29 protein-coding genes are annotated in these 26,476 nt (G+C 67.5%); 10 read left to right on the top strand and 19 right to left on the bottom strand.

Annotated features, from left to right (window positions below):
* On the bottom strand, positions 1 to 1,152 hold a 1,152-nt coding region (locus tag B4F19_RS11700), incomplete at its 3' end, for a DUF222 domain-containing protein (RefSeq protein ID WP_292735096.1).
* Positions 1,153 to 1,299: 147 nt separating this feature from the next.
* Here B4F19_RS11700 and B4F19_RS11695 point away from each other — a divergent pair.
* From B4F19_RS11695 to B4F19_RS11685, 3 genes are all read left to right on the top strand, one after another.
* Positions 1,300 to 2,178: an Ltp family lipoprotein gene (locus B4F19_RS11695; protein ID WP_228177899.1), complete on the top strand. Its 879-nt coding sequence runs from the start codon at positions 1,300 to 1,302 to the stop codon at positions 2,176 to 2,178.
* A gap of 126 nt (positions 2,179 to 2,304) precedes the next feature.
* On the top strand, positions 2,305 to 2,502 hold the full coding sequence (locus B4F19_RS11690) for a hypothetical protein (RefSeq protein ID WP_292726015.1): 198 nt from the start codon (positions 2,305 to 2,307) through the stop codon (positions 2,500 to 2,502).
* A gap of 113 nt (positions 2,503 to 2,615) precedes the next feature.
* Positions 2,616 to 3,212 carry a hypothetical protein gene (locus tag B4F19_RS11685; protein ID WP_292726016.1) on the top strand — a complete coding sequence of 199 codons (597 nt, stop codon included), beginning with the start codon at positions 2,616 to 2,618 and terminating at the stop codon, positions 3,210 to 3,212.
* Between the two features lie 5 nt (positions 3,213 to 3,217).
* On the opposite strand, the gene B4F19_RS11680 is transcribed toward B4F19_RS11685, so the two are convergent.
* On the bottom strand, positions 3,218 to 4,351 hold the full coding sequence (locus B4F19_RS11680; protein WP_292735093.1) for a restriction endonuclease subunit S: 1,134 nt from the start codon (positions 4,349 to 4,351) through the stop codon (positions 3,218 to 3,220).
* On the bottom strand, positions 4,348 to 5,832 hold the full coding sequence (locus B4F19_RS11675; RefSeq protein WP_292735090.1) for a type I restriction-modification system subunit M: 1,485 nt from the start codon (positions 5,830 to 5,832) through the stop codon (positions 4,348 to 4,350). Before B4F19_RS11675 ends, B4F19_RS11680 begins: the two co-directional genes overlap by 4 nt.
* A 194-nt stretch (positions 5,833 to 6,026) precedes the next feature.
* Between B4F19_RS11675 and B4F19_RS11670 the strand changes: the two genes are divergently transcribed.
* Genes B4F19_RS11670 through B4F19_RS11660 form a run of 3 tightly spaced genes read left to right on the top strand, consistent with a single transcriptional unit; the run spans position 6,027 to position 7,273 of the window.
* Positions 6,027 to 6,266 (top strand): helix-turn-helix domain-containing protein, encoded by a 240-nt coding sequence (locus B4F19_RS11670; protein WP_292727019.1) that lies wholly within the window; start codon positions 6,027 to 6,029, stop codon positions 6,264 to 6,266.
* Positions 6,263 to 6,745 carry a HipA N-terminal domain-containing protein gene (locus B4F19_RS11665; RefSeq protein WP_292727021.1) on the top strand — a complete coding sequence of 161 codons (483 nt, stop codon included), beginning with the start codon at positions 6,263 to 6,265 and terminating at the stop codon, positions 6,743 to 6,745. The genes B4F19_RS11670 and B4F19_RS11665 overlap by 4 nt, the downstream gene beginning before the upstream one ends.
* 48 nt (positions 6,746 to 6,793) lie before the next feature.
* The gene (locus B4F19_RS11660; RefSeq protein ID WP_349675956.1) at positions 6,794 to 7,273 is read left to right on the top strand and encodes a HipA domain-containing protein; all 480 of its coding nucleotides are present in this window, start codon (positions 6,794 to 6,796) and stop codon (positions 7,271 to 7,273) included.
* Here the strand turns inward: B4F19_RS11660 and B4F19_RS11655 are convergent.
* From B4F19_RS11655 to B4F19_RS11620, 8 genes are all read right to left on the bottom strand, one after another.
* Complete coding sequence (locus B4F19_RS11655; RefSeq protein WP_292735088.1) at positions 7,158 to 8,132, bottom strand: alpha/beta hydrolase; 975 nt, start codon at positions 8,130 to 8,132, stop codon at positions 7,158 to 7,160. The two genes, B4F19_RS11660 and B4F19_RS11655, sit on opposite strands and share 116 nt — an antisense overlap.
* Positions 8,133 to 8,183: 51 nt before the next feature.
* Positions 8,184 to 8,663 carry a hypothetical protein gene (locus tag B4F19_RS11650; protein WP_228177888.1) on the bottom strand — a complete coding sequence of 160 codons (480 nt, stop codon included), beginning with the start codon at positions 8,661 to 8,663 and terminating at the stop codon, positions 8,184 to 8,186.
* A gap of 61 nt (positions 8,664 to 8,724) precedes the next feature.
* Positions 8,725 to 9,306 (bottom strand): hypothetical protein, encoded by a 582-nt coding sequence (locus B4F19_RS11645; protein ID WP_228177887.1) that lies wholly within the window; start codon positions 9,304 to 9,306, stop codon positions 8,725 to 8,727.
* 96 nt (positions 9,307 to 9,402) lie between these two features.
* Positions 9,403 to 10,605: a multidrug effflux MFS transporter gene (locus B4F19_RS11640; protein WP_228177886.1), complete on the bottom strand. Its 1,203-nt coding sequence runs from the start codon at positions 10,603 to 10,605 to the stop codon at positions 9,403 to 9,405.
* Positions 10,602 to 11,975, bottom strand: coding sequence for an FAD-dependent oxidoreductase (locus tag B4F19_RS11635; protein ID WP_228177885.1), 1,374 nt, complete (start codon positions 11,973 to 11,975; stop codon positions 10,602 to 10,604). Before B4F19_RS11635 ends, B4F19_RS11640 begins: the two co-directional genes overlap by 4 nt.
* Positions 11,976 to 12,032: 57 nt before the next feature.
* On the bottom strand, positions 12,033 to 13,088 hold the full coding sequence (locus B4F19_RS11630; protein ID WP_228177884.1) for a polyprenyl synthetase family protein: 1,056 nt from the start codon (positions 13,086 to 13,088) through the stop codon (positions 12,033 to 12,035).
* 9 nt (positions 13,089 to 13,097) lie between these two features.
* Positions 13,098 to 13,835 (bottom strand): demethylmenaquinone methyltransferase, encoded by a 738-nt coding sequence (locus B4F19_RS11625; protein WP_228177883.1) that lies wholly within the window; start codon positions 13,833 to 13,835, stop codon positions 13,098 to 13,100.
* Positions 13,836 to 13,897: 62 nt separating this feature from the next.
* A complete protein-coding gene (locus B4F19_RS11620) occupies positions 13,898 to 14,473 on the bottom strand; it encodes a DUF402 domain-containing protein (protein WP_292735085.1) in 576 nt (191 codons plus the stop codon).
* Positions 14,474 to 14,495: 22 nt separating this feature from the next.
* Here B4F19_RS11620 and B4F19_RS11615 point away from each other — a divergent pair, with 22 nt between their 5' ends.
* Positions 14,496 to 15,776: an isochorismate synthase gene (locus tag B4F19_RS11615; protein ID WP_292735082.1), complete on the top strand. Its 1,281-nt coding sequence runs from the start codon at positions 14,496 to 14,498 to the stop codon at positions 15,774 to 15,776.
* A gap of 15 nt (positions 15,777 to 15,791) precedes the next feature.
* Here the strand turns inward: B4F19_RS11615 and mgtE are convergent, their stop codons facing one another.
* From mgtE to B4F19_RS11595, 4 genes are all read right to left on the bottom strand, one after another.
* Complete coding sequence (mgtE, locus tag B4F19_RS11610) at positions 15,792 to 17,141, bottom strand: magnesium transporter (RefSeq protein ID WP_292727034.1); 1,350 nt, start codon at positions 17,139 to 17,141, stop codon at positions 15,792 to 15,794.
* 163 nt (positions 17,142 to 17,304) lie between these two features.
* Positions 17,305 to 18,168 carry a polyphosphate kinase 2 family protein gene (locus B4F19_RS11605; protein ID WP_292735080.1) on the bottom strand — a complete coding sequence of 288 codons (864 nt, stop codon included), beginning with the start codon at positions 18,166 to 18,168 and terminating at the stop codon, positions 17,305 to 17,307.
* A 27-nt stretch (positions 18,169 to 18,195) separates the two neighbouring features.
* Entirely contained in the window at positions 18,196 to 20,058 is a 1,863-nt protein-coding gene (gene menD / locus B4F19_RS11600) for a 2-succinyl-5-enolpyruvyl-6-hydroxy-3-cyclohexene-1-carboxylic-acid synthase (protein WP_292735077.1), read from the bottom strand.
* On the bottom strand, positions 20,018 to 20,437 hold the full coding sequence (locus tag B4F19_RS11595) for a PLD nuclease N-terminal domain-containing protein (protein ID WP_228177877.1): 420 nt from the start codon (positions 20,435 to 20,437) through the stop codon (positions 20,018 to 20,020). Before B4F19_RS11595 ends, menD begins: the two co-directional genes overlap by 41 nt.
* Before the next feature lie 94 nt (positions 20,438 to 20,531).
* Here B4F19_RS11595 and B4F19_RS11590 point away from each other — a divergent pair, with 94 nt between their 5' ends.
* Positions 20,532 to 20,873 (top strand): DUF4229 domain-containing protein, encoded by a 342-nt coding sequence (locus B4F19_RS11590; protein WP_228177876.1) that lies wholly within the window; start codon positions 20,532 to 20,534, stop codon positions 20,871 to 20,873.
* Here the strand turns inward: B4F19_RS11590 and B4F19_RS11585 are convergent.
* Genes B4F19_RS11585 through B4F19_RS11575 form a run of 3 tightly spaced genes read right to left on the bottom strand, consistent with a single transcriptional unit; the run spans position 20,820 to position 23,866 of the window.
* A complete protein-coding gene (locus B4F19_RS11585; protein ID WP_374198010.1) occupies positions 20,820 to 21,800 on the bottom strand; it encodes a 1,4-dihydroxy-2-naphthoate polyprenyltransferase in 981 nt (326 codons plus the stop codon). The genes B4F19_RS11590 and B4F19_RS11585 overlap by 54 nt on opposite strands.
* Positions 21,801 to 21,811: 11 nt before the next feature.
* Positions 21,812 to 22,942 carry an AMP-binding protein gene (locus tag B4F19_RS11580; RefSeq protein WP_292735074.1) on the bottom strand — a complete coding sequence of 377 codons (1,131 nt, stop codon included), beginning with the start codon at positions 22,940 to 22,942 and terminating at the stop codon, positions 21,812 to 21,814.
* A gap of 21 nt (positions 22,943 to 22,963) precedes the next feature.
* Entirely contained in the window at positions 22,964 to 23,866 is a 903-nt protein-coding gene (locus B4F19_RS11575; protein ID WP_228177875.1) for a 1,4-dihydroxy-2-naphthoyl-CoA synthase, read from the bottom strand.
* Positions 23,867 to 24,150: 284 nt separating this feature from the next.
* Here B4F19_RS11575 and B4F19_RS11570 point away from each other — a divergent pair, with 284 nt between their 5' ends.
* Positions 24,151 to 24,555, top strand: coding sequence for a glucose-6-phosphate dehydrogenase (locus tag B4F19_RS11570; RefSeq protein ID WP_292735071.1), 405 nt, complete (start codon positions 24,151 to 24,153; stop codon positions 24,553 to 24,555).
* An 18-nt stretch (positions 24,556 to 24,573) separates the two neighbouring features.
* On the opposite strand, the gene B4F19_RS11565 is transcribed toward B4F19_RS11570, so the two are convergent.
* The gene (locus B4F19_RS11565) at positions 24,574 to 25,377 is read right to left on the bottom strand and encodes an LLM class F420-dependent oxidoreductase (RefSeq protein WP_228177874.1); all 804 of its coding nucleotides are present in this window, start codon (positions 25,375 to 25,377) and stop codon (positions 24,574 to 24,576) included.
* An 81-nt stretch (positions 25,378 to 25,458) separates the two neighbouring features.
* Here B4F19_RS11565 and B4F19_RS11560 point away from each other — a divergent pair, with 81 nt between their 5' ends.
* Positions 25,459 to 26,472 (top strand): o-succinylbenzoate synthase, encoded by a 1,014-nt coding sequence (locus tag B4F19_RS11560; RefSeq protein WP_292735068.1) that lies wholly within the window; start codon positions 25,459 to 25,461, stop codon positions 26,470 to 26,472.
* Positions 26,473 to 26,476: the final 4 nt, after the last annotated feature.

The following is a 26,476-nucleotide window of genomic DNA, read 5'->3' as shown; positions in this document are numbered from 1 at the left end:
CGAATGGTCGATCTGACACTGCGATGCTGGTTTCGAGCATCCCGGTCCCATGCACCGGTCAGCCCGCCACTTCACCAGTTTCGCGAGCTCCGGTGGTGGCCGGTACTTTGTGCGCCCGACACTGATGACGGCCCCGGTTTCGGGGTGGGTCAGCACCCGCATCCACCCCGACGCGTTACCGGCCAACTCCCGGGCGGTCTCGATCGGGATCGGGCCGACCCCCTCCACCTCCGCCGGATCCGTCACACCCTCAGCCCCGAGGAGCGCCAGCGCGGGGACGGTCACGACAACGGTCGCGCGGATCCCCCGCGCCTGCTTCGGGTGCTGGGGAACGGTCCCGTCGATTAACAGGTCGCAGAACACGTCAGCGCGGATCTCATCCAGACTCCGCTCCGACCCATCCCCCGGTTCCCCGCCCCGGGTGCTGCCGCGGTCGTGGTCACGGATCACCACAGCTTTCTGGGTGACCCGCCCGTAGATCGCGTGGGCTTCCACCGACGGGACCAGCGCGTGAACCCACGACATCGAATCCCCCGCCGGCTCCACCAGGATCCGGCGACCCCGCACCGCGGCTTCGTGACGCTCCGTCAGGCTCGGCGCGGTTTCCCGGTCAATCAGGCGGCGTAGCGACCGCCGAAACGATCCCACCGGCAGCGATTCCGCGAGCTCCAGCGCCCGCCCCACCAGGCCCGCGGCGACATCGGGGTGGAGCACGTCGAGGTCATCGACGAGGATCTCCGCGTGACGGACCGTCACGTTTGCGTGGGAGAGGGACTCCAGAACCGTCGGGTAGGAGTGGACGAGTGATTCGGCGCGGGAAAGCATCATCCCCGCCGCGTTCTCCGTGACCCGCAGAGCAGACGCAAGCTCGAGCCGCAGGGAGCGCATCACCAACTCGCGGGACCCACCCCCATACCGGGACACATCATCCAACGCTTCCAGGCGGAGGTCATCGACCCGCGCGAACCGTTGCGCCGCGAACACCGCCTCCAAATCAGCAGCCTCCAACACCAGGGCGACAGCGTCCGGACGCGGCGGAACCCACCCCGCCACCTCGGCATCCCACTCCCGCACATCACCCTCATACAGGAACACGTCAGCATCCGGACCCTCGGGCCGCTGACCCGCCTCGCCCATGCCAACCTCATCCATACCCCGACACTACGAGGGGGTTCCGACATTGATCCGGCCGGTGTCGCTGCACGCAATGTCGGAGGGGTGGTGTGTCCTGTTCGACTGGCCAACGGCCGGTGACGTGCGCTGGGGGCGCGCGCCTAACCCGTACCGAAAGGCAATCTCATGTCTGAGACCAGCAACACCCCACCATCGTCCACTCCGGCAGGCTGGTACCCGCATCCGGGCGCCGAGGGCGCGCCCGGCTCCGAAATGTACTGGGATGGAACCACCTGGCGCACCGACCTCGTGCGCCAGCCCGGCGCAACGGACGCCGCCGTCCCCGCGCACGCCACCGTCACCGCTCCCTCGAAGCGGCCGTGGTACACGCGCAAGGCGGTCATCATCCCAGCCGCAGTCGTCGTCGGACTGATCGTCATCGGCGGGATCGGCAGCGCGCTGGGAGGCGGCCGGTCGACTTCGGATGCCGCACCCGCCGCACCGGTGCGCACGACCGAGCAGGCGGCCGCCACCGCCGAGGCCGAGGCCGAGCCAGCGCTGATCATCGTACCGAACGTCGTCGGCATGGATGGCGCATCGGCTCGCGCGGCTCTCGAGGCTCTCGGCATCCGTGTTTCTGCCGACGGCGACGAGTCGATGCCGGTGATCGCGCAGGATGTCGCCGAGGGCGCTCAGATCGAGGAGGGTGCGACCGTCACCCTGACCCTGGAGGAGAAGCCGCAGCTGACGCTCGGTCAGCAGAACGCGATCAGATCTGCGCAGTCGTACCTGGACTTCACCGCCTTCTCACGCGCGGGCCTGTTCGAGCAGCTCACGAGTGAATACGGTGAGGGATTCGAGGCTGCGGATGCCGAGTTCGCCATCGCCCATCTCGAGCAGAACGGACTCGTGGATTGGAACGCCGAGGCTGCCGAGTCCGCGCAGTCATACCTGGACTTCACGTCGTTCTCACGGCAGGGCCTGTACGAGCAGCTGACGAGTGAGTACGGCGAGCAGTTCACTCCCGAGCAGGCCGAGTACGCCCTGACGGCCGTCGGCTACTGAGCGCAGAAGAGGGGCGGATGCGGGCTGTCTCGCCGCGTCCGCCCTACGGACACAGGCTGAGCGCCGTGACGCCCGTGTCGGAGGGTGGTGGTTTACTGTGGAGACGACACAGGAGAGAGGAATCCCATGGCTCCCGTCATCACTCTCACCAAGGATCGACTGGTTGCACGCCAGAACGAACTGCTTGCGCAGTTGCGACTCGGTTCGTACGAGGCCTTCCGCGAGATGGCCCGCGAACGTCGTCTCACAGATCAGGGATGGGCCGTTCGCGATGAGCTGGACTCGATCGCCTACTTGCTCGGCGAAGACGAACTCACCGACTGACCGCCGTGCTGGGGCAGGCACAAGAATTCGCCTCGAGGATTGAACAGACGATTCGATCGACCCTGCCCTGCTCGCCGACGGTTCGCGTTCAACAATTCCCCGACACAGGGCGCGTGCGGATTTCGCCGGTCGACGCCTCGGATCCAGAGACCGCTGAAAGACTGCCGCTCACCTGCAATGGCGAGACCCTCGCCTTCTGGACCTTCTATATGTTCGCCGAAGTCACCGACGACGGCTTCCTCAAGATCGATCGCTCGAGGGTAGCGCTCACGCCTGTATTCGAGAATGTCCCCGTGGCGCGCCTGGAGTTCGAGAACAGAGCAACGGGCGCCCCGACATCGCACTGGCAGTTCCACGCGGAACGCGGCGCGCTATCGTTCATCCTTGCTCGCACGCGGCGCGGAGGTAAGCGCGAGCGCGTCCCCATGTCGTTGGCCGATCTGCACTTCTCGAACGGCGGCAGACGATTCCGTCCTGGTCTCGAGGACTTCATCGAGTTCCTCATCCGCGAGTGCGGGTTCGACAGCCGAGACGGATGGCGCGCGGCGGTCGAAGACGGCCGCGAACTGGCCCGCAGGTTTCAAGTCCGCACGATCGCCCGCAATTATCCCGCAGAGGTCGCCGAGGTGCTCAAGTCGCGTGGTTGGAAGGTCGAGCCCCCAGACGACTTCGACGAGTGGGAATCGACCGCCACCCTCCGCGAATACTGAACAGCTCACAGCTCGCCGCGGAACGCGCGGTGCTGGAGGGATGCGAAGAGCTCGTCGAGGCTAACGAGACCTTGAGCCAGCTGCGAGTCGAGTTTGGTTCGTTCTGCATCTAGCGCCGCAATCTGCTCTTGATCCTCGCGTCGGGGCACCGGGACCATGATCGAGGACAGACTCTGCTGATTGACCTTGTAGGTTCCGTTGGTGGTTCGAGCCGCCCGGCGGAGCTGATCGCGTACGGTCGGGTGCCGCCAGGCTGCCACTAATGTCGGCGAGTTGATCTCAGACGACGGCCTGAAACCGATCATCGTGTCGGGGAATGCAACGCCGTCAAGCTGCTCAGTGACAGCGACCATCGCCCCGACCAGCTCAGCATTTCCGTTACCACGGCAGATCAGGTGCAGGCCCTCGATCGCGAGCTTGTCCGCCGCGTGAGGCGCAGCAAACAGGTCAGACTTGCGCTGGCGCGGGTCGAAGGCACCCCTCGTGATCGCAGACAACGTCAAGACCTCGCCCTCATACCGACCACCACGCGACGGCGAGATTCCATTCCGCATCGGCTCGGCCAGCAACTGCGCGAGGGGCTTGATGTCAGTGGACTTCGAGAGGAGCGCACTGATGCGGCTACTGATCGCACGCCGGGCGGATTCCCGTGTCTCTCCCCACGTCGACCGGAGGGCAGCGGCTTCGTCGAGGATTGCGGCGATGCGGCGCTGCTCGGGGAGAGGCGGGAGGGGGATCGGGAGCGTCTCGATGTCAAGCCGAGTGACAGTTCGAAACGTTGCGCCCCGCCCTCGAGACGCGAGCTCGGGCGCAAGCCACCGTAGGACCTGTCGTGCATAGCCTGAATCTAACTTCTCGTTGGGGCGAACTGCCGCGACTCCGCGGCCAAGACAGTACTCGCCGTCAGCGGTGGCAAGGTCACCGATTGACGCTCGCACGCCAACAACTAGGTCACCAGGCCTCGTACGCTTCGTCGGGGAAGTGGTGAACTTCTTGACCTTCAGGCCGCCGTTACTGAAGTCACCTGGGCCCGCTATCAGGCCTAAGCCCTCACCGCGGTCGTTGTATGACTCGCCCAGCGGAGCCTGCCCCATGTGGATCGCCGCAACCTCCCCCAGCGGTACGGTCTCCCACCTCACGCGAGCATCTCCCGCAGGCGCTTGAGACCGTCCTGAATCTCGACTTCGAGGGCATCCAGTTCATCGAGGATCTCCGCCGGCGACCGGTGCTCGACCTCCTCGATCTCGATCTCCTTGTAGCGGTTCAGGCTCAGGTCGTAGCCGTTGTCGACGATCTCTTGCTTCGGCACGAAGAAGCTCTGGTCGGTGCGCGCCCGGGCAGTCTCGGCATCCAGGTTCTGCCACCGCGCGAGCACGTCGGGAAGGTCGTTCGCCTCGATGGGGGTGCGCTTGTCGTCAAGGGTCATGCCGTCGGCGCGCACGTCGTAGAACCACACGCGGTCGGTTCCGCCCGACGAGGTCTTCGTGAACAGCAGGATCGCGGTCGAGACCCCGGTGTAGGGCTTGAACGTTCCCGAGGGGAGCTTGATGACGGCATCCAGTTTGTGGTCATCGATCAGCAGCTTGCGCACTGCCTTGTGAGCGTTGCTCGACCCGAACAGCACGCCCTCGGGCACGATGACCGCGGCACGTCCGCCGTTGCGCAGCATCCGGATCATGAGCACGAGGAAGAGCAGCTCGGTCTTGCGGGTCTTGACGAGCTTCTGCAGATCCTTCGAGACGGTCTCTTGATCGAGCGACCCGGCAAACGGCGGGTTGGCGAGCACGAGCGTGTAGCGGTCATCGCCCGGATGCCCCTCCGACAGCGAATCCGCGCGCTCGATCGTCGGGTTCTCGACGCCGTGCAGCAGCATGTTCATGCTGGCGATGCGGGCCATGGCGGCATCGGAGTCGTAGCCGGTGAACATCGGGCCGTGGAAGTGGGCGCGACTGGCGGCATCCGCCCACAGCTCGGGGTGGTGCTCGCGCAGGTACTCCTCGGCGGCGACGAGGAACCCCGCGGTTCCGACGGCCGGATCGATGATGAGGTCGTCGGGGCGCGGAGCCGTCAGGTCGACCATGAGCTTGATGATGTGCCGGGCCGTGCGGAACTGCCCATTCGTGCCGCTGGTCGCAAGCTTCGAGAGCATGTACTCGTAGATGTCGCCCTTGGTATCGCGATCCTCCATCGGAATCTCGTGCAGCAGGTCGACGACCTTCGTCAGCAGCGCCGGCGTCGGGATCGTGAACCGGGCATCGCGCATGTTCCGCGCATAGCTCGACCCCTCGGCACCCAGCCGGCGCAACCACGGGAACACATGCTCGGAGACGACCTCGAACATCTCGGCGGGCGCGAAGTTCGTGAACACGCTCCACCGCAGATCGCGGTACGGCCGGCGGCTCGGCAGATCATTGTCGTACCCCTCGGGAAAGACCGGGTTCTCGACCTCCTCGCCGAAGCGGGCTGCCTTCTTCTCAGCGAGCAACTGCAGATCGTCAAGCCGCCGGATGAACAGCAGATACGTGATCTGCTCGATCACCTCGACGGGATTGGCGATGCCGCCCGACCAGAAGGCATCCCAGACCTTGTCGACCTGGCGTCTGAGCTCACCCGTGACCACGCTGTGTCCCCTCGATCCGTGCAACCCCTCCACGTTAACGGAGGGCGGCCAGCAGACCCGACGACAACAGACGGCTTCGTCGCGCGCCCGTGGAATCCCACGACAACTCGCCGTATCCGGATTTCGTAATGAACTATTCTCATACGGATTTCGTAATAGGCTTGCGCTATCCGGATTTCGTAGTAGGGACGGCCATGGCATCGTACGAAGCAAAGCTGCGCTCCCCAGCCGACATCGGGCTTGCGATCCAACAGGCGAGGCTCGCAAGAGGCCTGACACAGATGGAGCTAGCCGACCAACTCGGCATCTCGCAGCGGTCTATCAGTGAGCTCGAATCCGGAAAGCCCACGATCTGGGCTCGTCGAATGTTCGACCTCATGCGGGCGACCGGGGTCGAGCTATCGGCTATGTGGGATGGTGAAGCCCGGTCATGAGGCTCGCCGTCGAGCTCTATGGCACGGTCATCGGACACATCCACGGCCCTGATGCACGCTCGTTCGACGTCGAGATCACCGATGAGGCACGGGAGACATTCGGGGTAAACAGCCGGGTGATGTCGGTTGCGATTCCATTGCTGGCTTCGATGCCAAGGCAACATGCAGGGCGTCGCCGAAACTGGTTCGCCGAGCTCCTGCCCGAAGGCGACCAACTCGACTACATGCTCACGCAGGGTGGTATGCGGCGGGGCGACATACCCGCGTTTCTGGCGCGGTACGGACGTGACGTCGCGGGTGCCTTGCAGATCTGGGATGTCGACGACCCGTCGGAACCACGGACTCCCGAGGTGATCCCGATCGACGCTGAGGGGATCCGACGCCTCCTGGAGGATCCGATCGGCGCTCCGCTCGGGAACGCGACGGACTATGGGCGGACCTCACTGGGCGGCGTCCAGCCGAAGATCGTCTTGGCGTGAACCGGAGCCAGGTGGAACCAAGCACTCGGCGGCTTCCCGTCGACGCACATCCTGAAGCCTCAACTGCCCACACGACCAACTGTCATCTTCGATGAGGAGTACGGCGCGCGCCTCTCACGTCGCCTCGGACTCGCGGCTTTCGATACCCGGGTCGAGGAGTTCGACGGACTGCCGACGCTCGTGATCGAACGTTTTGATCGAGCCGGTGGCGCGCGCATCCACCAGGAGGATTTCAACCAGGTGCTGGGCGCGAGCGCCAATCAGAAGTACCAGGAGCTCGGAGGCGTGGTCTCGCTCGCCCGCGTCGCCGGTGCACTGTCGCAGTATGCCGGGTCCGAAGATGTGCTCCGCCTCGCGCAGACGACCTGCGAGAGGGGCGGGCCGTCGGAGACGGTCGAGCACCCTCCGCAGGCTAGCGAAGCGTCTGCGACTGCATCCACTCCCCCAGCACGCGGTAGGCCTTCTCCCGCACGGCTGCGCGGGAGAGGAACACGTCGTGGAGCGCGCCGTCTATTCGTGCGATCGTGACGAGCCGGCCCAGGCGGGTCGCCGCCTTCGCTATGTCATCGACGACGAGAACGGAATCGGTCTCGAGCATGTCGGGGCGCCACACCAGCGGCGAGCTCGACCGCTGCGACAGCAGCACGAGCGCGGGGCATGCCACGTCGATCCCTCGCGCAACGGTGTCGTGGCCGTCGAGCACCGCCTTGAGCCAGCCCGGAGTGGTCGGAAACCCACGCTCAGGCCGCCATCCTTCCGGCGCCTCCGGCAGAGTCCCGACCTCCTGCTGCGCTCGGGTGTAAAAGCCGAGATCGACGACCGGATGCATCCCCAACGGGTCCCACCGAGCTCGGGCCGCGACGAGGGGCGTGAGCGCTTCTCGGCCCCAGGCCCCCGTCTGGAACTCCAGCCACGGACTGTTGAGCACAAGCGCTGACGCAACCCCCGGATGCCGCGCCGCCCACAGCGAGAGCGTGAGCCCGCCCGTGGAGTGGCCCAACAGCACGAGGCGCCGCCCCGGCTTATCCTCCCGCCCCATCGCCGAGAGTGCCGCCGCGATGTCTGCGTCGTACTCGGCCAGCGATGAGACGTAACCCGGCGTCTGGCCAGCCCGCAGGCTCCGACCGTACTTGCGCAGGTCGAGCGCATAGAATCGGGCGCCCCGGTCTGTCCACCACTGCGCGAGGCCCGTCTGGAAGAAGTAGTCCGACCACCCATGGACGTAGAGAACGTCGACGTCGCGAAGACGGCCCGTCCACGAGGCAGGCCACGACGGCAGGAGCCGCACGAGCGTGGCGACGATCTCGCCCTCGGCGTCGCGGCCCAGACTCAGCGTGCGCTGCCGAAAGCGACCGCCGAGCAGGTCAGGAAGCCACACCTCTTCCACGAGTTGAGACTATCGCCGCCCGTTCTCGTGCGGGACGCGAAGAGACCGAAGCTACCTGATCGGGGGAGCGTCGCCGAGCCCAGCAGCGAAGAAATCAGCTGGCTCCAGGTACACAACGACGTGGGATGCCGCGGGGTGATTAGTGGTGGTCCAGCGCCAGCCGCGTTCGGCGAAGGCCATGCGGAGTTGCGACATATATGCCGACTCCGGGAATGTGCGCTGAGTCCCGTCCGGAAGGACGACGGCCCATACACGCCGCGCCTCCGTCTGCTGTTCCATGACGACCGAGTAATAGAGGATTCTCCCGGGACCCCACGAGTAGCCCTCTGGAAGCGGCTGCCATTCATCGCTGGTGACTTTCAGGCCCGACCCTTTGAGCCAAACCTCGTTCGGACCGCGGGGATCCTCAGCCGCGGCCGCCGCCGGCGCCGCGGAACCCGCGAGTGCACCGACAGTTCCCGCAGCCAGTGCTGACGCGAGAAGTCCTCGGCGACTCATGGGGGTCTTGTCGCTCGGGTTGTTGATGCTCACGCATCGATCCTGACACGGCCGCCAGTGAGGGCCAACCGTGTCAGGACCGACACGAACGGGATCAGTTGCCCCAGATCTGCAGGTTCAGATCGCCCAGCAGCATCTCGGCGTCCACGTTCGTCACCGACGAGTAGATCCAGATGTCCTCGCGGCTCGTGATCGTCTCGACAGTGTCGACCGGGAACTCGGCGTTCGGGGTGACCATCTGACACACCGGGTTTCCGGCATCCCCCGTGACGCAGGTGTACCCCTCACCGGGAAGGGTTGCGACATATGCCTCGGCGGCCGCGGGGTCGACCTCGCTGATCAGCAGCAGCACGCCCTGGCTGTCGCCAGCGAACCAGTCGCAGCCGAGCAGCAGCGTGGAGCCCTCGGGAACCGGGCGAACGAAGTCGGCGCCGTCACCCTGAAGGTTCAGCTGATCGACGCTGTCGGCGCGGCTCTCGGCCGTGCCGACCGCTGCGCAGTCCGTGGGAACGTTCGCGACGAACGACTGCGGCTCCTGCGTCGGCTCGGTGCTGGGCGTGTCGTTCTGCGTTGCCTCAGAGGTTGGCGTGGACGAAGGCTCGGGGGTCGGTGCACAACCAGCGAGCAGCAGGATACCGACGACGGCGACGGCAGGGACAAAGCGGGACCGGGACATAGTGACTCCTCGATACGGTGCGCGGGCGACCACCTCACCCACGCACTCTGGACACCTCAATGTAAGGCACAAGAGCCGCGCGCCGCGCCAGCCGGCTCAGCGGCGGCCGCGGCGGGTCGTCCGCAGGGCCAGGATGCCGAGCAGCAGCGAGAGCGCCATCATCGCCGCGATCACGACTGCCATCGGCACAGCCGTGTCCTCTCCCGCCAACCCCACGAGCGGTGACGCCACAGCACCGATGACGAACTGCGATGTTCCCATGATTGCTGAGCCCGCACCGCGAGCGTGATCGGCGCGGGCAAGGCCCAAAGCGCTGGCATTGGACATCGTGAATCCGAGTCCGAGAGTGAGCAGAAACGCACAGGCCACGAACCCCGGGATCGTGAGGGTACCGGTCAGCGTGAGTGCCAGCAGAAGCGCAGCGGCGCCGGTCGTGGCGCCGAGGCCAACGCCCAGCATCCGTCTCGGCCCGAACCGCACCGCGACCCGGGCGTTCACGATGTTCGAGAGGATGACGCCGCTGGCTGCAACCGCGAACGAGATCGAGTACACCGTCGGCGACATCCCGAGCACGACCTGGCCCACGAACGGCGACGCCGACACGTACGCCATGATCGCGCCGAACGTGAGCGCGTAGGCACCCGTATAGAGGGGAAAAGCGCGGTCGGCGAGCAATCCGCGGAAGGCGCCGAGCGTCTGCGACATCCCGGCAGTATGGCGATGCTCGATGGAGAGGGATTCCGGAACGACGGCCAGCGACACGACCAGCATCACCACCGCGACGACCGCGAGCGCCGCCATCACGCCGCGCCAGCCAACGACCTCGCTCAGCAGACCGCCGATCGGTGGTGCGACCAGCGGCGCAACCCCGACAACGACCACGATGAGGCTGAGAGCGCGCACCGCAGTCTCTTTGGGGCTGAGATCGACAGCGACGGTGCGCCCCAACACCATCCCCGCAGACCCCGAGAAACCCTGCACGAATCGCAGGATGACGAACACGGCGATCGTCGGGGCGAACACCAGCGCGATGCTGGACAGAGCGAAGATCACTCCGCCGACGACGAGGACGGGGCGTCGCCCGACGCGATCGGACCAGGGACCGAGTACGAGTTGACCCACCGCGACACCTACGAGGAATGAGGTGAGCGTCAGTTGCACGGCCGCGGCGTCAACGCCGAGGTCGCCCGCGATGTCGGTGAAGGATGCGAGGTACATGTCGGTCGCGAACGGACCGACAGCGGAGACGAAGCCGAGAGCTGCGATCAGCCCCGGCGACAGCCTCCGCGAGGAACTCACTCGCCTCGAGAGATGGCAACCATCTCGTCGCGAGGCACCACCTTGATACGGGCACGCCCCTCAGGCTCACCCAGACCGATCTCGTGCTGATCGAGACGGTGCCAGCCTTCCAGGTCGGTCCAGGCGACACCGCGCTCGGCCAGGAGTGCGGGGATCGCCGCCTCCGACGGGTCCTCAGGCTGCCACCACGAACCCTGATCGTTGATGAGGTGGCGCACGGTCTCCATCGCGTCGGACTTGGTGTGACCGATCAGGCCGACCGGGCCACGCTTGATCCATCCGGTCGCGTAAAGCCCAGGTGCGCGCTCATTGGAATCGGCGCGCAGAACCTGGCCCTCGTGGTTGGGGATCACACCGTGCCGTTCATCGAACGGCACCTCGGGAAGCGGTGATCCGAAGTAGCCGACGGCACGGTAGACGGCCTGGACGGGAACCTCGCGGAACTCACCGGTTCCGGCGACACCACCCTGCCCGTCGGGGCGCGTGCGCTCGTACACGAAGCCCGACACGTGGCCGCGGTCATCGACCTTCACCTCGACGGGCCGAGCCCAGAAGTGCAGGTGCAGGCGACGGGATGCCGTCCCGCCCGCGTTGTTCACACCGGGCCGGGTCCGCCATTCCTGCAGCACGCGGTCGATGACCTTGACCTGCTTGTTGCTCTCGATCGCCGTCCGGGATGCCTCGTCGTAGTCGAAGTCCTCGTCGTAGACGACCATGTCGACATCCCGCAGTTCACCGAGCTCGCGCAGCTCGAGCGGGGTGAACTTGACCTGCGCGGGTCCGCGGCGGCCGAAGACGTGGACGTCGGTCACGGGCGAGGCCTTGAGACCCTCGTAGACGTTCGCGGGAATCTCGGTGGGCAGCAGATCATCGGCGTGCTTGGCGAGGATGCGGGTGATGTCGAGCGCGACGTTGCCGTTGCCGACGACGGCTACCGACTGCGCGGTCAGCGGCCAGGTGCGGGGCACGTCGGGGTGCCCGTCGAACCAGCTCACGAAGTCGGCAGCACCGTAGGACCCCTCGGCGTCGATTCCCGGGATGTCGAGGGTCGCGTCGCGGACGGCGCCGGTGGCGAAGATGACGGCGTTGTAGTGGCGCTTGAGGTCGTCGAGGGTGATGTCGCGACCGAACTCGACGTTGCCGAAGATGCGGATGTCGCCCCTGTCGAGCACTTCGCGCAGGGCCGTGATGACGCCCTTGATGCGAGGGTGGTCGGGAGCTACGCCGTATCGGACGAGGCCGTACGGCGCAGGCAGCTGCTCGAACAGGTCGATCGACACGTCGAACGCGCGCTCCGCCTTCAGCAGGATGTCAGCAGCGTAGATGCCCGCCGGGCCTGCGCCGACGATGGCCAACCTCAGAGTGGTCATGTGTTCCTTTCGGGACGCGAGAGCACGGTGATTCGGCGCAAGAGCGCCGGGACGGCCTCAGCTCGAGCGGTCGGCGACGGCCTGCGCAAACCTCGTGAGGGCTTCGCGGACCGGGCCGTCAGGGATGGGATCGAGTGCCGCGATCGCATCACGCGACCAAGCGTTGGCGAGTTCCACAGTCTCGCGCGTTGACCTGTCAGACCGAAGCATCGCAAGAGGCTCGTCCAGCAACGCGGGGTCCTCGCCGTCAGCGATCCGGGCGACGCCCTCGTCGATCCGGTCGCGAAGAGCGCGAGCCTCGGGGTCGTCACGGCGCGCGAGAAGCAGATAGGGCATCGTCGGGACGCCAGCGCGGAGGTCCGTCCCCGGCACCTTGCCGGTCTCATCGGGATCTGCCGAGAGATCGATGACGTCATCCAGCAGCTGGAAAGCAACGCCGGCTGCCTCACCGAAGGTGCGTACCGGCTCTTCGTACTCGGTGGGAGCGTTGCTGAAGATGATGCCCGACTGCGCTGCCGCGGCAATCAGCGATCCGGTCTTGTCTGCGAGAACCTGCAGGTAGAACGCGACGCGGTCATCGGCATCCGTCGGCCCGACAGTCTCGTGCATCTGACCGAGGACGAGCCGCTCGAAGGTGTTCGCCTGCAGTCGGATGGCTCCCTCTCCCAGCCGCGCCATGATCTGGCTCGCACGAGCGAAGAGGAGGTCGCCGGTCAGGATGGCGATGTTGTTGCCCCACACCGAGTGAGCGCTCGGCACCCCGCGACGCTTGTCGGCATCATCCATCACGTCGTCGTGGTAAAGCGAACCGAGGTGGGTGAGCTCGAGCGCCGTGGCAGCCTCGACAACGTCCTCGGTGACGCCGTCACCGAGGTGTGCGGTCAGCAGAGCAAGCATCGGACGCACGCGCTTGCCGCCGGCATCGAACAGGTACCGGCTTGTCGCATCAGCCAGCGCGTCCGAGACGTGAAGCTCCCGCTCGAGATTTGCATCGACCCGATCCAGCCCGGCTTCGACACCGTCGATGAGACGGCGCGCACGAGGGCCCGCGAAGATCCGTTCCGCGAGACCCAGCTGGCTCGCGATTCGGGAACTTGACGCGGAGGGGGTCACACCACAAGCCTACCGGGGCTGGGAGCCACCATCCCCGACGGGCTTGCGCGCACGGTGCAGCGCCACGACGCCGAGCGTCAGATTTCGCCACGCCACATCCGTCCATCCCGCAGCCCGAATGCGCCCCGCAAGGGCCGGTTGATCCGACCACGCGCGGATTGATTCGTTGAGGTAGTCGTACGCGTCGCCGTTCGAACTGACCAGCCGCGCGACCGGGGGGAGGATGCGGTCGTTGTAGAACCGATACAGAGCGGAGATAGCCGGAGAGGTCGGGTGCGAGAACTCGCAGATCACCAGTCGCCCACCCGGTTTGGTCACCCGCAGCATTTCGCGCAGGCCGGCGTCGGCATCCTGGACGTTCCGAAGTCCGAACGAGATCGTGACGGCGTCGAACTCTTCGTCCTCGAACGGCAGTGCCGTTGCGTCTGCTTCCACGAAGCTCACGCCAGAGACGCCGGCGTGGCGACGGCGCCCCTCGGCGATCATGCCCGGGGAGAAGTCAGCGGCGACGACGTCGGCGCCCGTGCGCGCGATCGCGACGCTCGAGGTGCCGGTCCCTGCCGCGAGATCGAGGATGCGCTGCCCCGGGCGCGGTGACAGCGCACGGGTCGTCGCACGTCGCCACAGACGGTCGTTACCGACGCTCAGGATGGTGTTCGTCCGGTCGTAGCCTGCCGCGACCTCGTCGAACATTCCGCTGACGCGGGCCGGGTCCTTCTGGAGATCTGCGCGATGGGACTGGGTCACGCGTCGAGTCTAGGACGCCACGTGAGGGGCGAGTCCGGGGCGTTTCGACTCGCTGCGCTCGCTCAACGATCAAGACCCTGGGGGGCCAGTCCACGGGCGGCGAGGCGCTCAAGCCAGGCATCCGCCGTGGCGTCGTTGAAGGGAGCCTCCGCGGCGCGCACCCGCCGTTCCAGGTCGACAGCCAACGTTTCGAGCCGCTCGACCACGTCGCGCGGGTAGCCGTAGTGGACGCGGTGCTCGTCCCACTCGTCGCGGTCGTCGATCCAGATCCCGCGCTCGTCGAGGGCTCGCACGACATCCAGATCCATGTCGATGCCCTCCGCGACGCCGGGAGCGCTCTGCGACCAGCCGATGTCCCAGCCGAGGTCGATATAGATGCGGGTCCGCGACGGTGCTGCGTTCACCGTCATCGCGTACTCGCCGCTCGGGGGCATGAGGGTGACGTTGGGGCCGGCGGTCACGACGTTCCGGCCGGGACGGATGCTGCGCCATCCCGCCGGCTGCCCGAACCACTCGCCCCAGCTGTCGTGGCCGAGATAGACGCAGTCGTGCACCCAATGGACGCCGTCGTCCCACTTGCGCCACCGGAACTGGGTAACCGTGCCAGGCGCGGGGCGCCCGAGTCGATCCGCATCCACGCCGGAAGTCTAGGCTGGTGAGGTGACCCGTACTTCCCGTCTCCCACCGCTGGTGGTCGAGACCAGGGAGATCGAGCCGGTCGACGACCTGCTGTCGCTGACCGATCCGCATAATCCGCTGGCGTGGTTGCGTCGGGGTGAGGGCATCGTCGGCTCCGGCGCGGCGATCGTAACAATCGGCGGGCCGGGTTCGCCCCCGTTGTCCCGGCCGATTGCCGCAATCTGGCGCGACCTGGCGGCAAACGCTCGAGTGTCCGATCCCGTGCAACTGCCCGGCACCGGGCTGGTCGCGTTCGGCGCGCTCGGGTTCGACCCGGCCTCGACGGCGCTGCCGTTCCTGGTCGTTCCGCAGACCATCACCGGCGTGCACGGCGGTCGGGCGTGGGTCACAACGATCCGTCACGAGAGCGATCCTGAGCCGCCGCAGCCTACGTCCGTTCCCCACGGCCCCCACTGGTCCGCAACCCTCGGACCCGGCTCGCTCGACCCCGACGGTTACCAACACGCTGTGCGCTCCGGGATCGAGGCGATCACGGCGGGCGAGGTCGAGAAGGTCGTTCTCGCACGGGACCTCGTCGGGACGATTCCGGCGGGCGCAGATCTGCGTCGGCTGGTGCGCGCGCTTGCCACGAGCTACCCCGACACCTGGACCTTCGCCGTCGACGGCCTCATCGGCGCGAGTCCCGAAACCCTCATCACGGTGAACCAGGGCGCCGTGACCGCGCGCGTGCTCGCCGGAACCACGGCGCGCGGCGCCGATGCCGACGAGGACGTCGCCGCAGCGAAGGCACTCGGGACGAGCCGCAAAGACCTCGACGAACACCGGTTCGCGGTCACGAGCGTGGTTGACGCACTGGCACCGCTCACCCGTGACCTCGTCGCTCCCGGCGAGCCGCACCTGCTCGAGCTTCCGAATCTGTGGCACTTGGCAACCGATGTCTCCGGACGACTGTCGAACGGGGCTTCCGCGCTCGACCTCGTCACGGTGCTGCATCCGACGGCTGCGGTCGCGGGCACCCCGACGGATGCCGCACTCGACGTCATCCGTCGACTCGAGCCGTTCGACAGGGGCCGGTACGCCGGACCCGTCGGCTGGATCGACGCCAACGGCGACGGCGAGTGGGCGATCGCCCTGCGCTGCGCCCAGATCGGCGCCGAGCCGCAGCGGGACGCCGCCAGCTACAGCGACACGATTCCGGTCATCGCGCACGCCGGCGCCGGCATCGTGGCAGCAAGCGACCCCGAGGCCGAGCTTCTCGAGACGCGCGTGAAGTTCCGGCCCATCGTCGACGCCCTCGCCTGAGCCCTGCGGGCGGACTCAGCCCAACTGCAGGATCCAGGTCGCGACGGCGAAGTAGATGATAAGGCTCGTCGCGTCACAGAACGTCGAGATGAACGGCGTGCTGAACACCGCCGGATCTGCCCGCACCGCCATCGCAAGGATCGGCATGAGACCACCCACCGTCGCTGCGAGCGTGCAGATGAACAGCAGCGTCAGGCCGATCACGGCCCCCAGGGCGAGATCGAACACGAGGCTCGCCAAAGCGAAGCCGAGGATGCCCAGAAGGCCTCCGAGGAAGGCGCCGACCCGCACCTCGCGCCACATCACCGTGAGTGCATCCCGTTTTCGCACCTCCCCCATCGCGAGGGCACGGGTGACTGTCGTCGCCGCCTGAGAGCCGGTGTTACCCGCCGTGCCCGTCAGCAACGGGATGAACAGGGCGAGAGTGACGACCTGCTCAAGCGTCGCCTCGAAGATCCCGAGCACCTGAACCGTGAGCAGCGCCGAGACGGCGAGCACCAGGAGCCACACCACACGGGCACGCACGATGCGCAGCACTGGGGTCGTGAGATAGGGGCGACCGAGCGGCTCAGAGGCACCCTGGCGTGCGGCATCCGTGTCTTCTGCCTCCTCGAGGATGCGGGCCGCGTCGTCGACGGTGAGGATGCCGAGCAGGCGGTCTTCGCTGTCGACGATCGGCATGGCGAGCAGTCCGGAGTCGACCAGCGATCGCGCGGCGGTCTCTGCGGCATCCGTTGCCCGAGCAGTCCGCGCCTCGGTCATGAGCTCCTCGACCGTGACGTCGGAGCGCCCCATCACGAGCTCCCGCAAACCGACGACGCCCAGCAAGCGACGGTGCGGTGAGGTCACCGGGAGCATGTAGACGGTCTCGGCATCCACACCGCGGTGACGCACGTGGCTGAGCGCGTCCCCGACCGTGAGCTGGGGCGAAAGCCGGACATACTCCGTGCTCATGAAGCGGCCCACGCTGTTCTTCGGGTACCCGAGCATCGGGGCCGTCAGCTCGCGCTCGGCGGGTGAGAGGCCCCGCATGAGCTGCCGTGCGACGCCCGCCGGGAGTTCGTCGATCAGCTGCGCACGATCGTCGGGGTCGAGTTCCTCGAAGACCTTCGCGACGTCGTCCTCCCGCAGGCCGCCGATGAGCTCAGCCCGCATCCCCGGATCGAGCAGTTCGAAGGCCTCGAGCGCCTGGTCGCGGCGCAGCAGTCGATACAGCACCGCGCGGTCGCGCGCATCCTCCCGCTCCAGGAGCTGAGCGATATCGGCGGCATCCTGCTCGGCCAGCAACTCGCGCAGCTCATCGAGCCGGCGGTCCCGCAGAAGCGGAGTCACTGTCTCGAGGAATCCCTCAAACTCGTCATCCATGGAGCGCATCCTTGCAGACGGTGGGGGCGCGTCAGTTAACACTCACCGCGCGGTCGACGGGGAGGACAACTCGGCTGAACCAAGGACAACTCGGCTGAACCAAGGACAACTCGGCTGAACCAGGGACAACTCGGCTGAGGGAAGGACAACTCGGCGGAGGGGGTCAGGTTGCGGCGAGGCGTTCGCGTTCGAGGGCGACGTCGTAGCTGGCGGTGGGCCACTGGGGATCGATGCTCTCCAGCGCTTCCAGCAGCAGGTGCTGGATGGCCAGGCGGGCGTACCACTTGCGATTGGCGGGCACCACGTACCACGGTGCATGCTCGGTGGACGTCCGCTCGAAGACCGTCTGATACGCGGCCATGTAGTGCGGCCACCGCATCCGCTCGTCGACGTCACTGGGGGTGAACTTCCAGTGCTTCTCGGGACGATCCAGGCGCTCCATCAGACGCGCCTTCTGCTCGGCGTACGAGATGTGCAGCATGACCTTGATGATCCGCGTTCCGGATGCCGCGACCTGACGCTCGAACTCGTTGATCGCTCCATACCTGCGCTCGATCTCATCGGCATCCGCGAGCTCCCGGACCCGTCCGATCAGAACGTCCTCGTAGTGCGACCGGTCGAACACACCGATCCGGCCGGCGGCCGGCAGCTTGCGCTGGATGCGCCACAGGAAGTCTTGCGAGCGCTCCTCCTCGGTCGGCGCGCCGAAGGATGCGAGCGAAACACCCTGCGGGTCGACCGAGCCGACGACGTGACGCACGATCCCGCCCTTGCCCGACGAGTCCATCCCTTGCAGGACAAGTAGCACCGAAGCGTCCGTGGCGCCCACCCGGCTCTGGGCGAAAAGCTTCTCTTGCAAGAGGTCGAGCTCCGCAACGCCCGCAGCAAGGTCCTGCGCTGCCTGCTGCTTGTCGCTGCCATAGCCGGGTGTCGAGCCGGGGTCGACCCCCGAAAGGACGAAGCCCTCCCGGACTCGCAGCAGTTCGGCAACGTCGCCGGTCCAATAGGTCTGACTTCTCGCGGTCACCCGTCCATCATGGACCCGGCCCGTCGCTCAGCGCGGGAGCGGCACTTCGATCAGTTGCGGGCCCACCACCGGCGAGGTGAGCGCTTGGTCGAGCGCGGCTCGGGTCTCGATGCGCGCATAGGTCCAGCCGTAGGCGGTCGCCAGCGCCTCGAGATCGGCATCCTGGGGTGTGTAGAGCACGCGATCGCGCTGCTGCGAGGAGCCGAGCGCGGCGACCTCAAGGCCGTCGAAGATCGTGCCGCCGGAATCGTTCCCGACGATCACCTGGATCCGCGGCGCCGTCTCCCCCGGCGCGAGCAACAGGGCTCCGACGTCGTGCAGCAAGGCCAGATCACCCAGCAGCACGCGGGTCACTCCTGCAGCACCCTCGGCCTGGCTCGCGATGGCGACCCCGAAGGCCGTCGCCACTGTTCCGTCGATTCCAGCCAAACCCCGATTGGCGTGCACGGTCACCTTCTTGCCCGGCAGCACGGCGTCGGCCACCCGAACCAGGCGCGAAGAGCCGAACACGAGCCGGTCGTGTGGCCACGTCGCCCGCCACGCCGCATCGACGAGAGCCACGCGGTCGAGCTTCTCTCGCAGCACCGCAAGCTCCGCCGAGATCGCCCCCAGCCGCGTCTGCGGGTCGGCCGACGCGAGCGCCTCACCGTCGGGGGCCGGCACTGACAGGTCGACGGATGCCGCACGCGAGGCCCGCATCCATTCTCCGAGCCATGCGCGATCAGCCGCGATCGCCTCTGTCGTCGACGCGGCGGTTGGGGCCGGGGCCACGGCTGCAACGGCGACTGTCGCGCCGTTGAGGTTGACCGTCTCTCCGGGACCGCGCAGCGCAATCACCTCGACGTCGTCGCGGGAGAGAAGCGCGCTGGTCTCGCGCGCGAGCGTGGGGTGACCCAGCACGACGACGCGCTCGATCGGGTCGCTGAGCTCCGGCCGACGCAGCAGCTCCCGGTAGGAATGGACGAGCTGACGGCCGAAACGGGCGCCACTGACGATCTCAGCGACAAGCGGCCATCCGCCCTCCCACGCCAGCGCCTCGGCGCGTGGCCCCGCTCCTTCGCCTGCCAGAACGATCGTCCGGATGCCGCGAGGCAGCACGAGCGGCTCCTCGTCGGCTGCGAGAGCCTCGTCGGCATCACCGATGCCGCCCCCGCCCTGATACAGCGCGCCCGACTGGTCGTTCTCGAGCGGCGCATCGACCGTGTGGGCTCCCTCTCCGGCATCCGCGCCCCACCACGGCGGGAGCGATCCGGCCAGCGGCTCGCGAAACGGCAGGTTGAGATGGACGGGACCGGCCGGACGCACCGCGTCACCGAGCGCCGCGCTCACTGCCTGGTCGGCGATATCGCGCAGCATCACGGATTGGTCGCCCTCACCGGTGTCGTCGATCTCGGTCGGCGTCGGCACGTCGAGCTCGAACCGCGTGTTGGGGGCGAAGATGCCAGGTTGACGCGTCGTCTGGTTCGCCCCGACTCCCCGCAGCTCCGGGGGTCGGTCGGCGGTCAGCAGAAGCAGGGGCACCCCGGAGTGGTGGGCCTCAAGGACGGCGGGCGCGAGGTTTGCCACCGCAGTGCCGGAGGTGCAGACGATAGCTGCCGGCATCCGTGTCTCGCGACCGATTCCCAGGGCGGTGAACCCGGCGACCCGCTCGTCGATGCGCACGTGCAACCGCAGGAGGCCCCGTTCCTCGGCGTCGGCAACGGCGAGCGCCAGAGCCTGCGAGCGCGAACCCGGGCTGAGAACGACATCGCGCACTCCCCGCGCGATCAGCTGATCGAGCAGGGCCGCTGCAGCATCCGTCGCGGGCGAACGGGTGCCCCCACCGACCAGGTCGCTCACGGGATGCCCGTCAGGCGGCGCCGCGAGACCCGCGGGGCTCGTCGTCGTCATCGCGGGGCGCGGATGCCGCTTCGTGATCGGTCACGGTGTCAGCATCCGTCGGACCGTCCAACGCATCTTCGGCATCCAGCAGTGCGAGCTCTTCCTCGAGCCGGCGAATTCGTTCGTCTTGATCCGAGATCGTGCCGATGCGGCCCAGGAACTCGGGGTCATCATCCGGGGCGCGCGTGGCGTGAACCGCGGACCGTCGTGCGCGACCGACCAGCAACCACAGCACCCCGCCGATCACGGGAAGCACGAGGACGATGACGATCCACAGCGGCTTGCTCACGCCGCGGTGCCGCGTCGGCGGCTGCACAGCGCAATCGACGATGGTGTAGACCCAGAACGCGGTCGCCACCAACGCCAGAATCAACAGCACGCGGGGCACACCTCCATCCTAGGTCGGTTCGACACGCCGGGGCTGGTTGCGGGCGCTGACCGGGGCGGACGGCGGCAGGGCGCCCGACGCCTACGATGGAGGGGTGAACGCGCGCTCCTTCTGGCTCTATACGGTGCTGCGCATCCTGTTCTTCCTCGTCCCGTTCGGCATCCTGATGCTGTTGCCCATCGGCCGCGAGTTCTACTGGCTGTCGGCGATCTTCGCCGCGCTCATCGGACTGAGCCTCTCGGTGATCTTCCTGCGCCGCCCCCTCGATGAGGTGTCGGCATCGCTTGCCGAGCGCAGGGCGCGCCGTACTGACCCGACCGACGAGCAGGTTGAGGATGCCACCCTCGAAGACGCACCGGCTGCCGACGAAGCACCCGCGCCGTCAGCCGGCGAAGGCCCAGAAGAGGAAAGCTCCGAAAGCGAGCGACGTTCCTGACGTCAACGCCAGGGCGATGACGAGCTCGCGCGGCTGCCGGTAGGTCCACACGATGAGGATCGCGGGAAGCGCGAGCAGCAACGCCATCGCGGTCAACCACGCGATCGGGTAGAAGACCGCAAGGTAGCCCGCGATCCCGAACGGGACCAGCACGAACACGGTGTACAGCACCTGCGTGGCGCGGCGCCCGATCAGAACACTGAGCGTGCGCTTACCGGCGACGCGATCCTGATCGATGTCGCGCAGGTTGTTTGCGAGCAGCACGGCGCACGCGAGCAGGCCCGCCCCGACCGCACCGAACCAGGCCTCCTGCGGCAGCGCGAACACCTGCACCCACGTCGTGCCGAGCGTTGCTACGAGGCCGAAGAAGACGAACACGAACAGTTCACCGAGGCCCGCATAGCCATAGGGGCGCTTGCCGCCCGTGTAGAACCAAGCAGCGAGGATGCAGGCGGTACCGACCGCGAGGAACCACCACTGTTCGGTGCGGATCGTGATGGCGAGGCCCGCAAGACCGGCAATCGCGAAGTACACGAGCGCGACGATCAGCACCGTCCGGGGCTTCGCCTTGCCGGCTCCGGTCAGGCGAGCCGGCCCCACCCGGTAGGCATCCGTGCCGCGCACGCCATCGCTGTAGTCATTGGCGTAGTTCACCCCGATCTGCAGGCTCACCGACACCACGAGGCACGCCAGAGCGATGACCCAGTGCATCGGACGCTCGATCAGAAGTGCTGCTCCTGTGCCGATGAGGATCGGGGTGACTGCCAGCGGGAGCGTCCGCAGGCGGGCTGCACCGATCCAGTCACGCAGCGTCGCAGGCTTGGGGGCGGCGACGGGCGAACGGTGGTCGCGACGAGCGTGATTGGTCGAACCCGGATGCGGCTTCGTGCGAGACCGCGAGCGCTTCTTCTTGGAGGGTGCTGCCACGGGGAGCAATCCTAGAGCGTCGTGATCTGCTCGCGGAGCCGGACGCGGTCAGGCTTGCCCGAGGGCAGGAGCGGCATCCGTTCGACCCTGACGATGGCGCGGGGCCGCGCCGGGGCACCGATCTCGCACTCCACCCGCGTGCGTGCCTCGGCGAGCGCGTCATCCACGGCCGCGCCGCTCCCTTCGACGACGATGACGGAGGCCTGTCCCCAGCGGGCATCCGTCACGGGAACCACCACCGCAGCTTCGAGTCCCGGGACTGTGCGCACGACGCGCTCCACGCGGTCGAGCGACACGTTGATGCCACCGCTGACAATGACGTTGTCGCGGCGCCCGGTCACCCGGAGGGTGCCGTCGAACGTGCCCGTATCGCCGGTGCGGTACCAGCGGGTGCCGTCGGCATCCGTGACGAAGGCCTTCGCGGTTCGCTCGTCATCGTCGAGGTACCCGGACGCGAGAACCGGTCCCGCGATCTGCACCTCGCCGCCCTCGACACGTATGCTCACTCCGGCCAGCGGCACGCCGTCGTACACACATCCGCCGCTGGTCTCGCTGGAGCCGTACGTGCGCACGATCCGGATGCCGAGAGCGGCGCTACGCTGCAACTCCGCCGCTGGCAGCGCTTGGCCGCCGACGAGGATCGCTTCGAACCCGCGCAGGCAGTCTGCGACCGCGGGATCGCGGGCTGCGGCATCCAGGAGCCGGGTGAGTTGGGCGGGCACGAGCGACGTGTACCGGGGAGCGTCGAGTCCCGCGGCGGCCTCGAAGAACTGCTCGGGCGTGAACGAGGCAGGGATGACGGCCGGGTCGGTCCCCGCCAGGATGCTGCGCACGAGCACCTGGAGACCGGCGACATACGTCGGTTCGAGCGCGAGCACCCAGGACCCGGACCCGATCCGTTCTGCCGTCGCTGTGGCGCTGGCGCGCAGCGCGCCGATCGGAAGCACGACCGACTTGGGGTAGCCCGACGAGCCGGAGGTCTCGACGATCACCGCCGGCTCGAGATCTGACCCCGGAACCTCGGCGAGCGCGTCGCGCACTGTTTCCACGAGCGCCTGCGCGTCCCGATTGCAGGAGGAACTCAGCCGGATGAGCCGCCAGGGCGTCGGCTGCGGCGTGTCATCCTGCAATCGGTTCGTCACGACGGCGGTCCGGGCCCGGGTTCAGTAGTGCCAGGGATACGGCGACCAGTCGGGGTCACGCTTCTGCAGGAACGCGTCCTTGCCCTCGACGGCCTCATCGGTGCCGTATGCGAGCCGGGTCGCTTCCCCCGCGAACACCTGCTGGCCCACGAGCCCGTCATCGACGGCGTTGAACGCGAACTTCAGCATCCGGATCGCGGTCGGCGACTTGGTGAGGATCGTGCGGGCCATCGCGATGGCCTCGCGCTCGAGCTGCGCATGCTCGACGACGCGGTTGACCGCGCCCATCTCGTACGCCCGCTGCGCCGCGTACTCCTCCGCGAGGAAGAACACCTCGCGCGCGAACTTCTGGCCGATCTGGCGGGCGAAGTACGCCGAGCCGTAGCCCGCGTCGAAGGAGCCGACGTCGGCATCCGTCTGTTTGAACCTGCCGTGCTCGCGGCTCGCGATCGACAGGTCGCACACGACGTGCAGCGAGTGTCCGCCGCCCGCAGCCCAGCCCGGGATCACCGCGATCACGACCTTCGGCATGAACCGGATGAGCCGTTGCACCTCAAGGATGTGCAGGCGCCCCGAGCGGGCCGGGTCCGGTGCCGTCGCGTCGTCGGCCGCATAGGTGTAGCCATCGCGACCACGGATGCGCTGGTCGCCGCCGGAGCAGAACGCCCAGCCGCCGTCCTTCGGACTCGGGCCGTTGCCGGTCAGGAGCACGACGCCGATCTTCGAGTCCTGCCGTGCGATGTCGAGGGCGCGGTACAGCTCGTCGACGGTGTGTGGGCGGAACGCGTTGCGAACCTCGGGCCGGTCGAACGCGATCCGGGCGATCCGGCCGTCCGGCGAGACGTGGGAGGTGATGTCGGTGTACCCCTCAGCACCGGGGGCAAGAACCCAGGCATCCGGATCGAACAGCTCGGAAACGCTCACGGCACCAGCCTACGCGGGCGCTTAGCCCGTCTGGCGGGCCACACCTTCACGCGAGTTGTCCCTCCTTCACGCGAGTTGTCCTTGCCCGGCGCGAGTTGTCCTTGCCTAGCGCAAGGGACAACTCGACGCAGCAAGGGACAACTCAGCACAGCGAAGGACAACTCGGCGGGGAGAGGGACAACTCGGCGGGAGGAAGGACAACTCGGCGGAGAGAGGGACAACTCGGCGGAGAGAGGGACAACTCGGCGCGGGTAGCCTGGAGGAGAGGACAGGGAGATATACGGATGCAGATCAGGACATCGTCGGACTGGCGGGACGCGCTCCCGTTCGAGACCCCCGTCCTGGCCTCCGAGGCGATGCCCGGTGAGGCGAGTCGCTGCGCCCGATGCCCTGCAGACGAGCCGCTGAAAGAGCGGACCGAGCTGTGGGCGGTCAAGCACCGGCACCCGAACAACCACGCCGGGTTCGTGCGCCTCTACTGCCTCGAACACCGCCCGGCCGTCGCACCGCCCCCTCCGGTCTCGGCTCCCCCGGCTGCCCGGGCACGCAAGAGCACGACGCCCCGCGCACCCCGTACATCCCGCCCAACGCCGTCGAAGCCCGAGCGGGTCGCAGCGGTGTGCCCGAACTGCTTCGTCGAGGTCCCGACGAGCGGCATCTGCGGTGTCTGCGGCGAATCGGTCAGCTGACCGGTCCGCGCGCGACCATCACGCCGCGTTCTTGGCGTCGCGCCACGCCACCCACTGCTTGACGGCGTCGAAGTTCCAGTCGGGGCCATCGATCCCCAGCGTGAACAGCCGCACTCCCGCGCCATAGAGCGCCTCGACCTCGTCGACGTTTCGCGCCCCGATCTCGTTCGAGACCACGAGGTTCGACAGGTCCCGCTCTTCCTTCTGCGCCCACCGCTCGAGAACGTCGAGCTTGCTGGTGACGGCATCCGGCTTCACGAAGCTGTGCCAGATGTCGGCGTGGCGGGCAACCAGACGCAGGGTCTTCTGTTCGCCCGCGCCGCCGATCATGACGGGGATCTTGCGCGTCGGCGCCGGATTGAGCTGCTCCCACCGGGCCTCGACCCGGCGGAGCCCTTCGGCCAGGTCATCCAGCCGAGAACCCGCGGTACCGAACTCATAGCCGTATTCGACGTAGTCCTTCTCGAACCACCCCGAGCCGGTGCCGAAGATGAACCGGCCGGCAGCGCCGCCCTTGGCGCTGATGTGGTCGACCGTCCGCGCCATATCTGCCTGCAGGTCGGCGTTGCGGTAGCTGTTGCAGTTGACAAGAGCGCCGAACTCGATGCGCTCGGTCTGCTCAGCCCACGCGCCGAGCATCGTCCACGACTCGAAGTGCGCGCCATCCGGGTCACCGCTGAGCGGGTAGAAATGATCCCAGTTGAAGGCGATGTCGACGCCGAAGTCCTCGAGCCAGAGCACTGCCTCACGGATCTGGGGATAGCTCACGTGCTGGGGGCGCACCTGCACGCCGAGTCGGACGGGAGTATCGAGAAGAACCATGTCTTCAGCGTACGGACGTCCACACCCCCAGGGCCCGCGCGCCGGGATGCCGAGCGGCAGTGCGGCGGGCAGGATGAGAGCATGGTCGCCGCCTTGCACCTGCCGTCACTCCCGCCCCTGGACGAACTCCTCGAGAGCGCCCACGTTGTCGCACTACCGCTCGCAACACGGTTCCGCGGCATCGAGCACCGAGAAGCGATGCTGCTGCGCGGGCCCGCGGGATGGACGGAGTTCTCACCGTTCCTCGAGTACGACGACGCCGAGGCGAGCACCTGGCTTGCCGCAACCATCGACTTCGGCTGGCACAGCACCCCCGCGGCCCGTCGCAGCGAGATCCGCGTGAACGCGACAGTTCCCGCGGTTGCACCGGATGCCGTATCCGACGTGCTCGCCCGTTTCGATGGATGCCGCACGGTGAAGGTCAAGGTGGCAGAGTCCGGCGGGACACTCGCCGATGATGTGGCCCGCGTGCGAGCGGTCCGGGAGGCCATGGGGCCGCTCGGCCGCATCCGGGTCGACGCAAACGGAGCGTGGAACCTGGACGAGGCGGAGCACGCGGTGCGTGCGCTCGCCGAGTTCGATCTGGAGTACGTCGAACAACCCTGCGGAAGCCTGGAGGAGCTCCGGGAGCTGCGGCGCCGCATCCGGTACATGGGTGTTCCGGTTGCCGCCGACGAGAGTGTACGCAAGGCCGAAGACCCGCTCGCTGTGGCACGTTCCGGCGCCGCAGATCTGCTGGTGATCAAGGCGCAGCCCCTGGGCGGCGTCCACCGGGCCCTCGCGATCGTCGCCGAGGCGGGGCTGCCCGTCGTCGTCTCGAGCGCGCTTGACACTTCGGTGGGGCTGGCAATGGGCGCTTCGCTGGCCGCGGCCCTTCCCGATCTCGACTACGACTGCGGCCTGGGCACCGCTTCTTTGCTGGCTGCCGACGTCACGACGCAGCCGGTGCGGCCGGAGCACGGCACCATTCCTGTTCGCAGACCCGCGGTCGACGAGTCAGCGCTTGAATTCCAGGCAGCACCGCCGGACCGCAGACGGTGGTGGCGCGAGCGACTAACCAGGTGCCACGCCCTCCTGGCGGTGTCCCAGGGCTGAAACG

It is taken from the genome of Microbacterium sp. UBA1097 (assembly GCF_002313585.1).
Taxonomy (GTDB): Bacteria; Actinomycetota; Actinomycetes; order Actinomycetales; family Microbacteriaceae; genus Microbacterium.
This window is presented reverse-complemented; position numbering and strand designations above follow the sequence as displayed.

Bases quoted from the DNA above. Each gene is read 5' to 3' on its own strand.
- B4F19_RS11570 (WP_292735071.1), top strand. From the start codon at position 24,151: ATGCAGATCAGGACATCGTCGGACTGGCGGGACGCGCTCCCGTTCGAG.
- B4F19_RS11670 (WP_292727019.1), top strand. From the start codon at position 6,027: ATGGCATCGTACGAAGCAAAGCTGCGCTCCCCAGCCGACATCGGGCTT.
- B4F19_RS11635 (WP_228177885.1), bottom strand. From the start codon at position 11,975: ATGACCACTCTGAGGTTGGCCATCGTCGGCGCAGGCCCGGCGGGCATC.
- B4F19_RS11560 (WP_292735068.1), top strand. From the start codon at position 25,459: ATGGTCGCCGCCTTGCACCTGCCGTCACTCCCGCCCCTGGACGAACTC.
- B4F19_RS11695 (WP_228177899.1), top strand. From the start codon at position 1,300: ATGTCTGAGACCAGCAACACCCCACCATCGTCCACTCCGGCAGGCTGG.
- B4F19_RS11690 (WP_292726015.1), top strand. From the start codon at position 2,305: ATGGCTCCCGTCATCACTCTCACCAAGGATCGACTGGTTGCACGCCAG.
- menD (WP_292735077.1), bottom strand. From the start codon at position 20,058: ATGACGACGACGAGCCCCGCGGGTCTCGCGGCGCCGCCTGACGGGCAT.
- mgtE (WP_292727034.1), bottom strand. From the start codon at position 17,141: ATGGATGACGAGTTTGAGGGATTCCTCGAGACAGTGACTCCGCTTCTG.
- B4F19_RS11565 (WP_228177874.1), bottom strand. From the start codon at position 25,377: ATGGTTCTTCTCGATACTCCCGTCCGACTCGGCGTGCAGGTGCGCCCC.
- B4F19_RS11665 (WP_292727021.1), top strand. From the start codon at position 6,263: ATGAGGCTCGCCGTCGAGCTCTATGGCACGGTCATCGGACACATCCAC.
- B4F19_RS11645 (WP_228177887.1), bottom strand. From the start codon at position 9,306: ATGTCCCGGTCCCGCTTTGTCCCTGCCGTCGCCGTCGTCGGTATCCTG.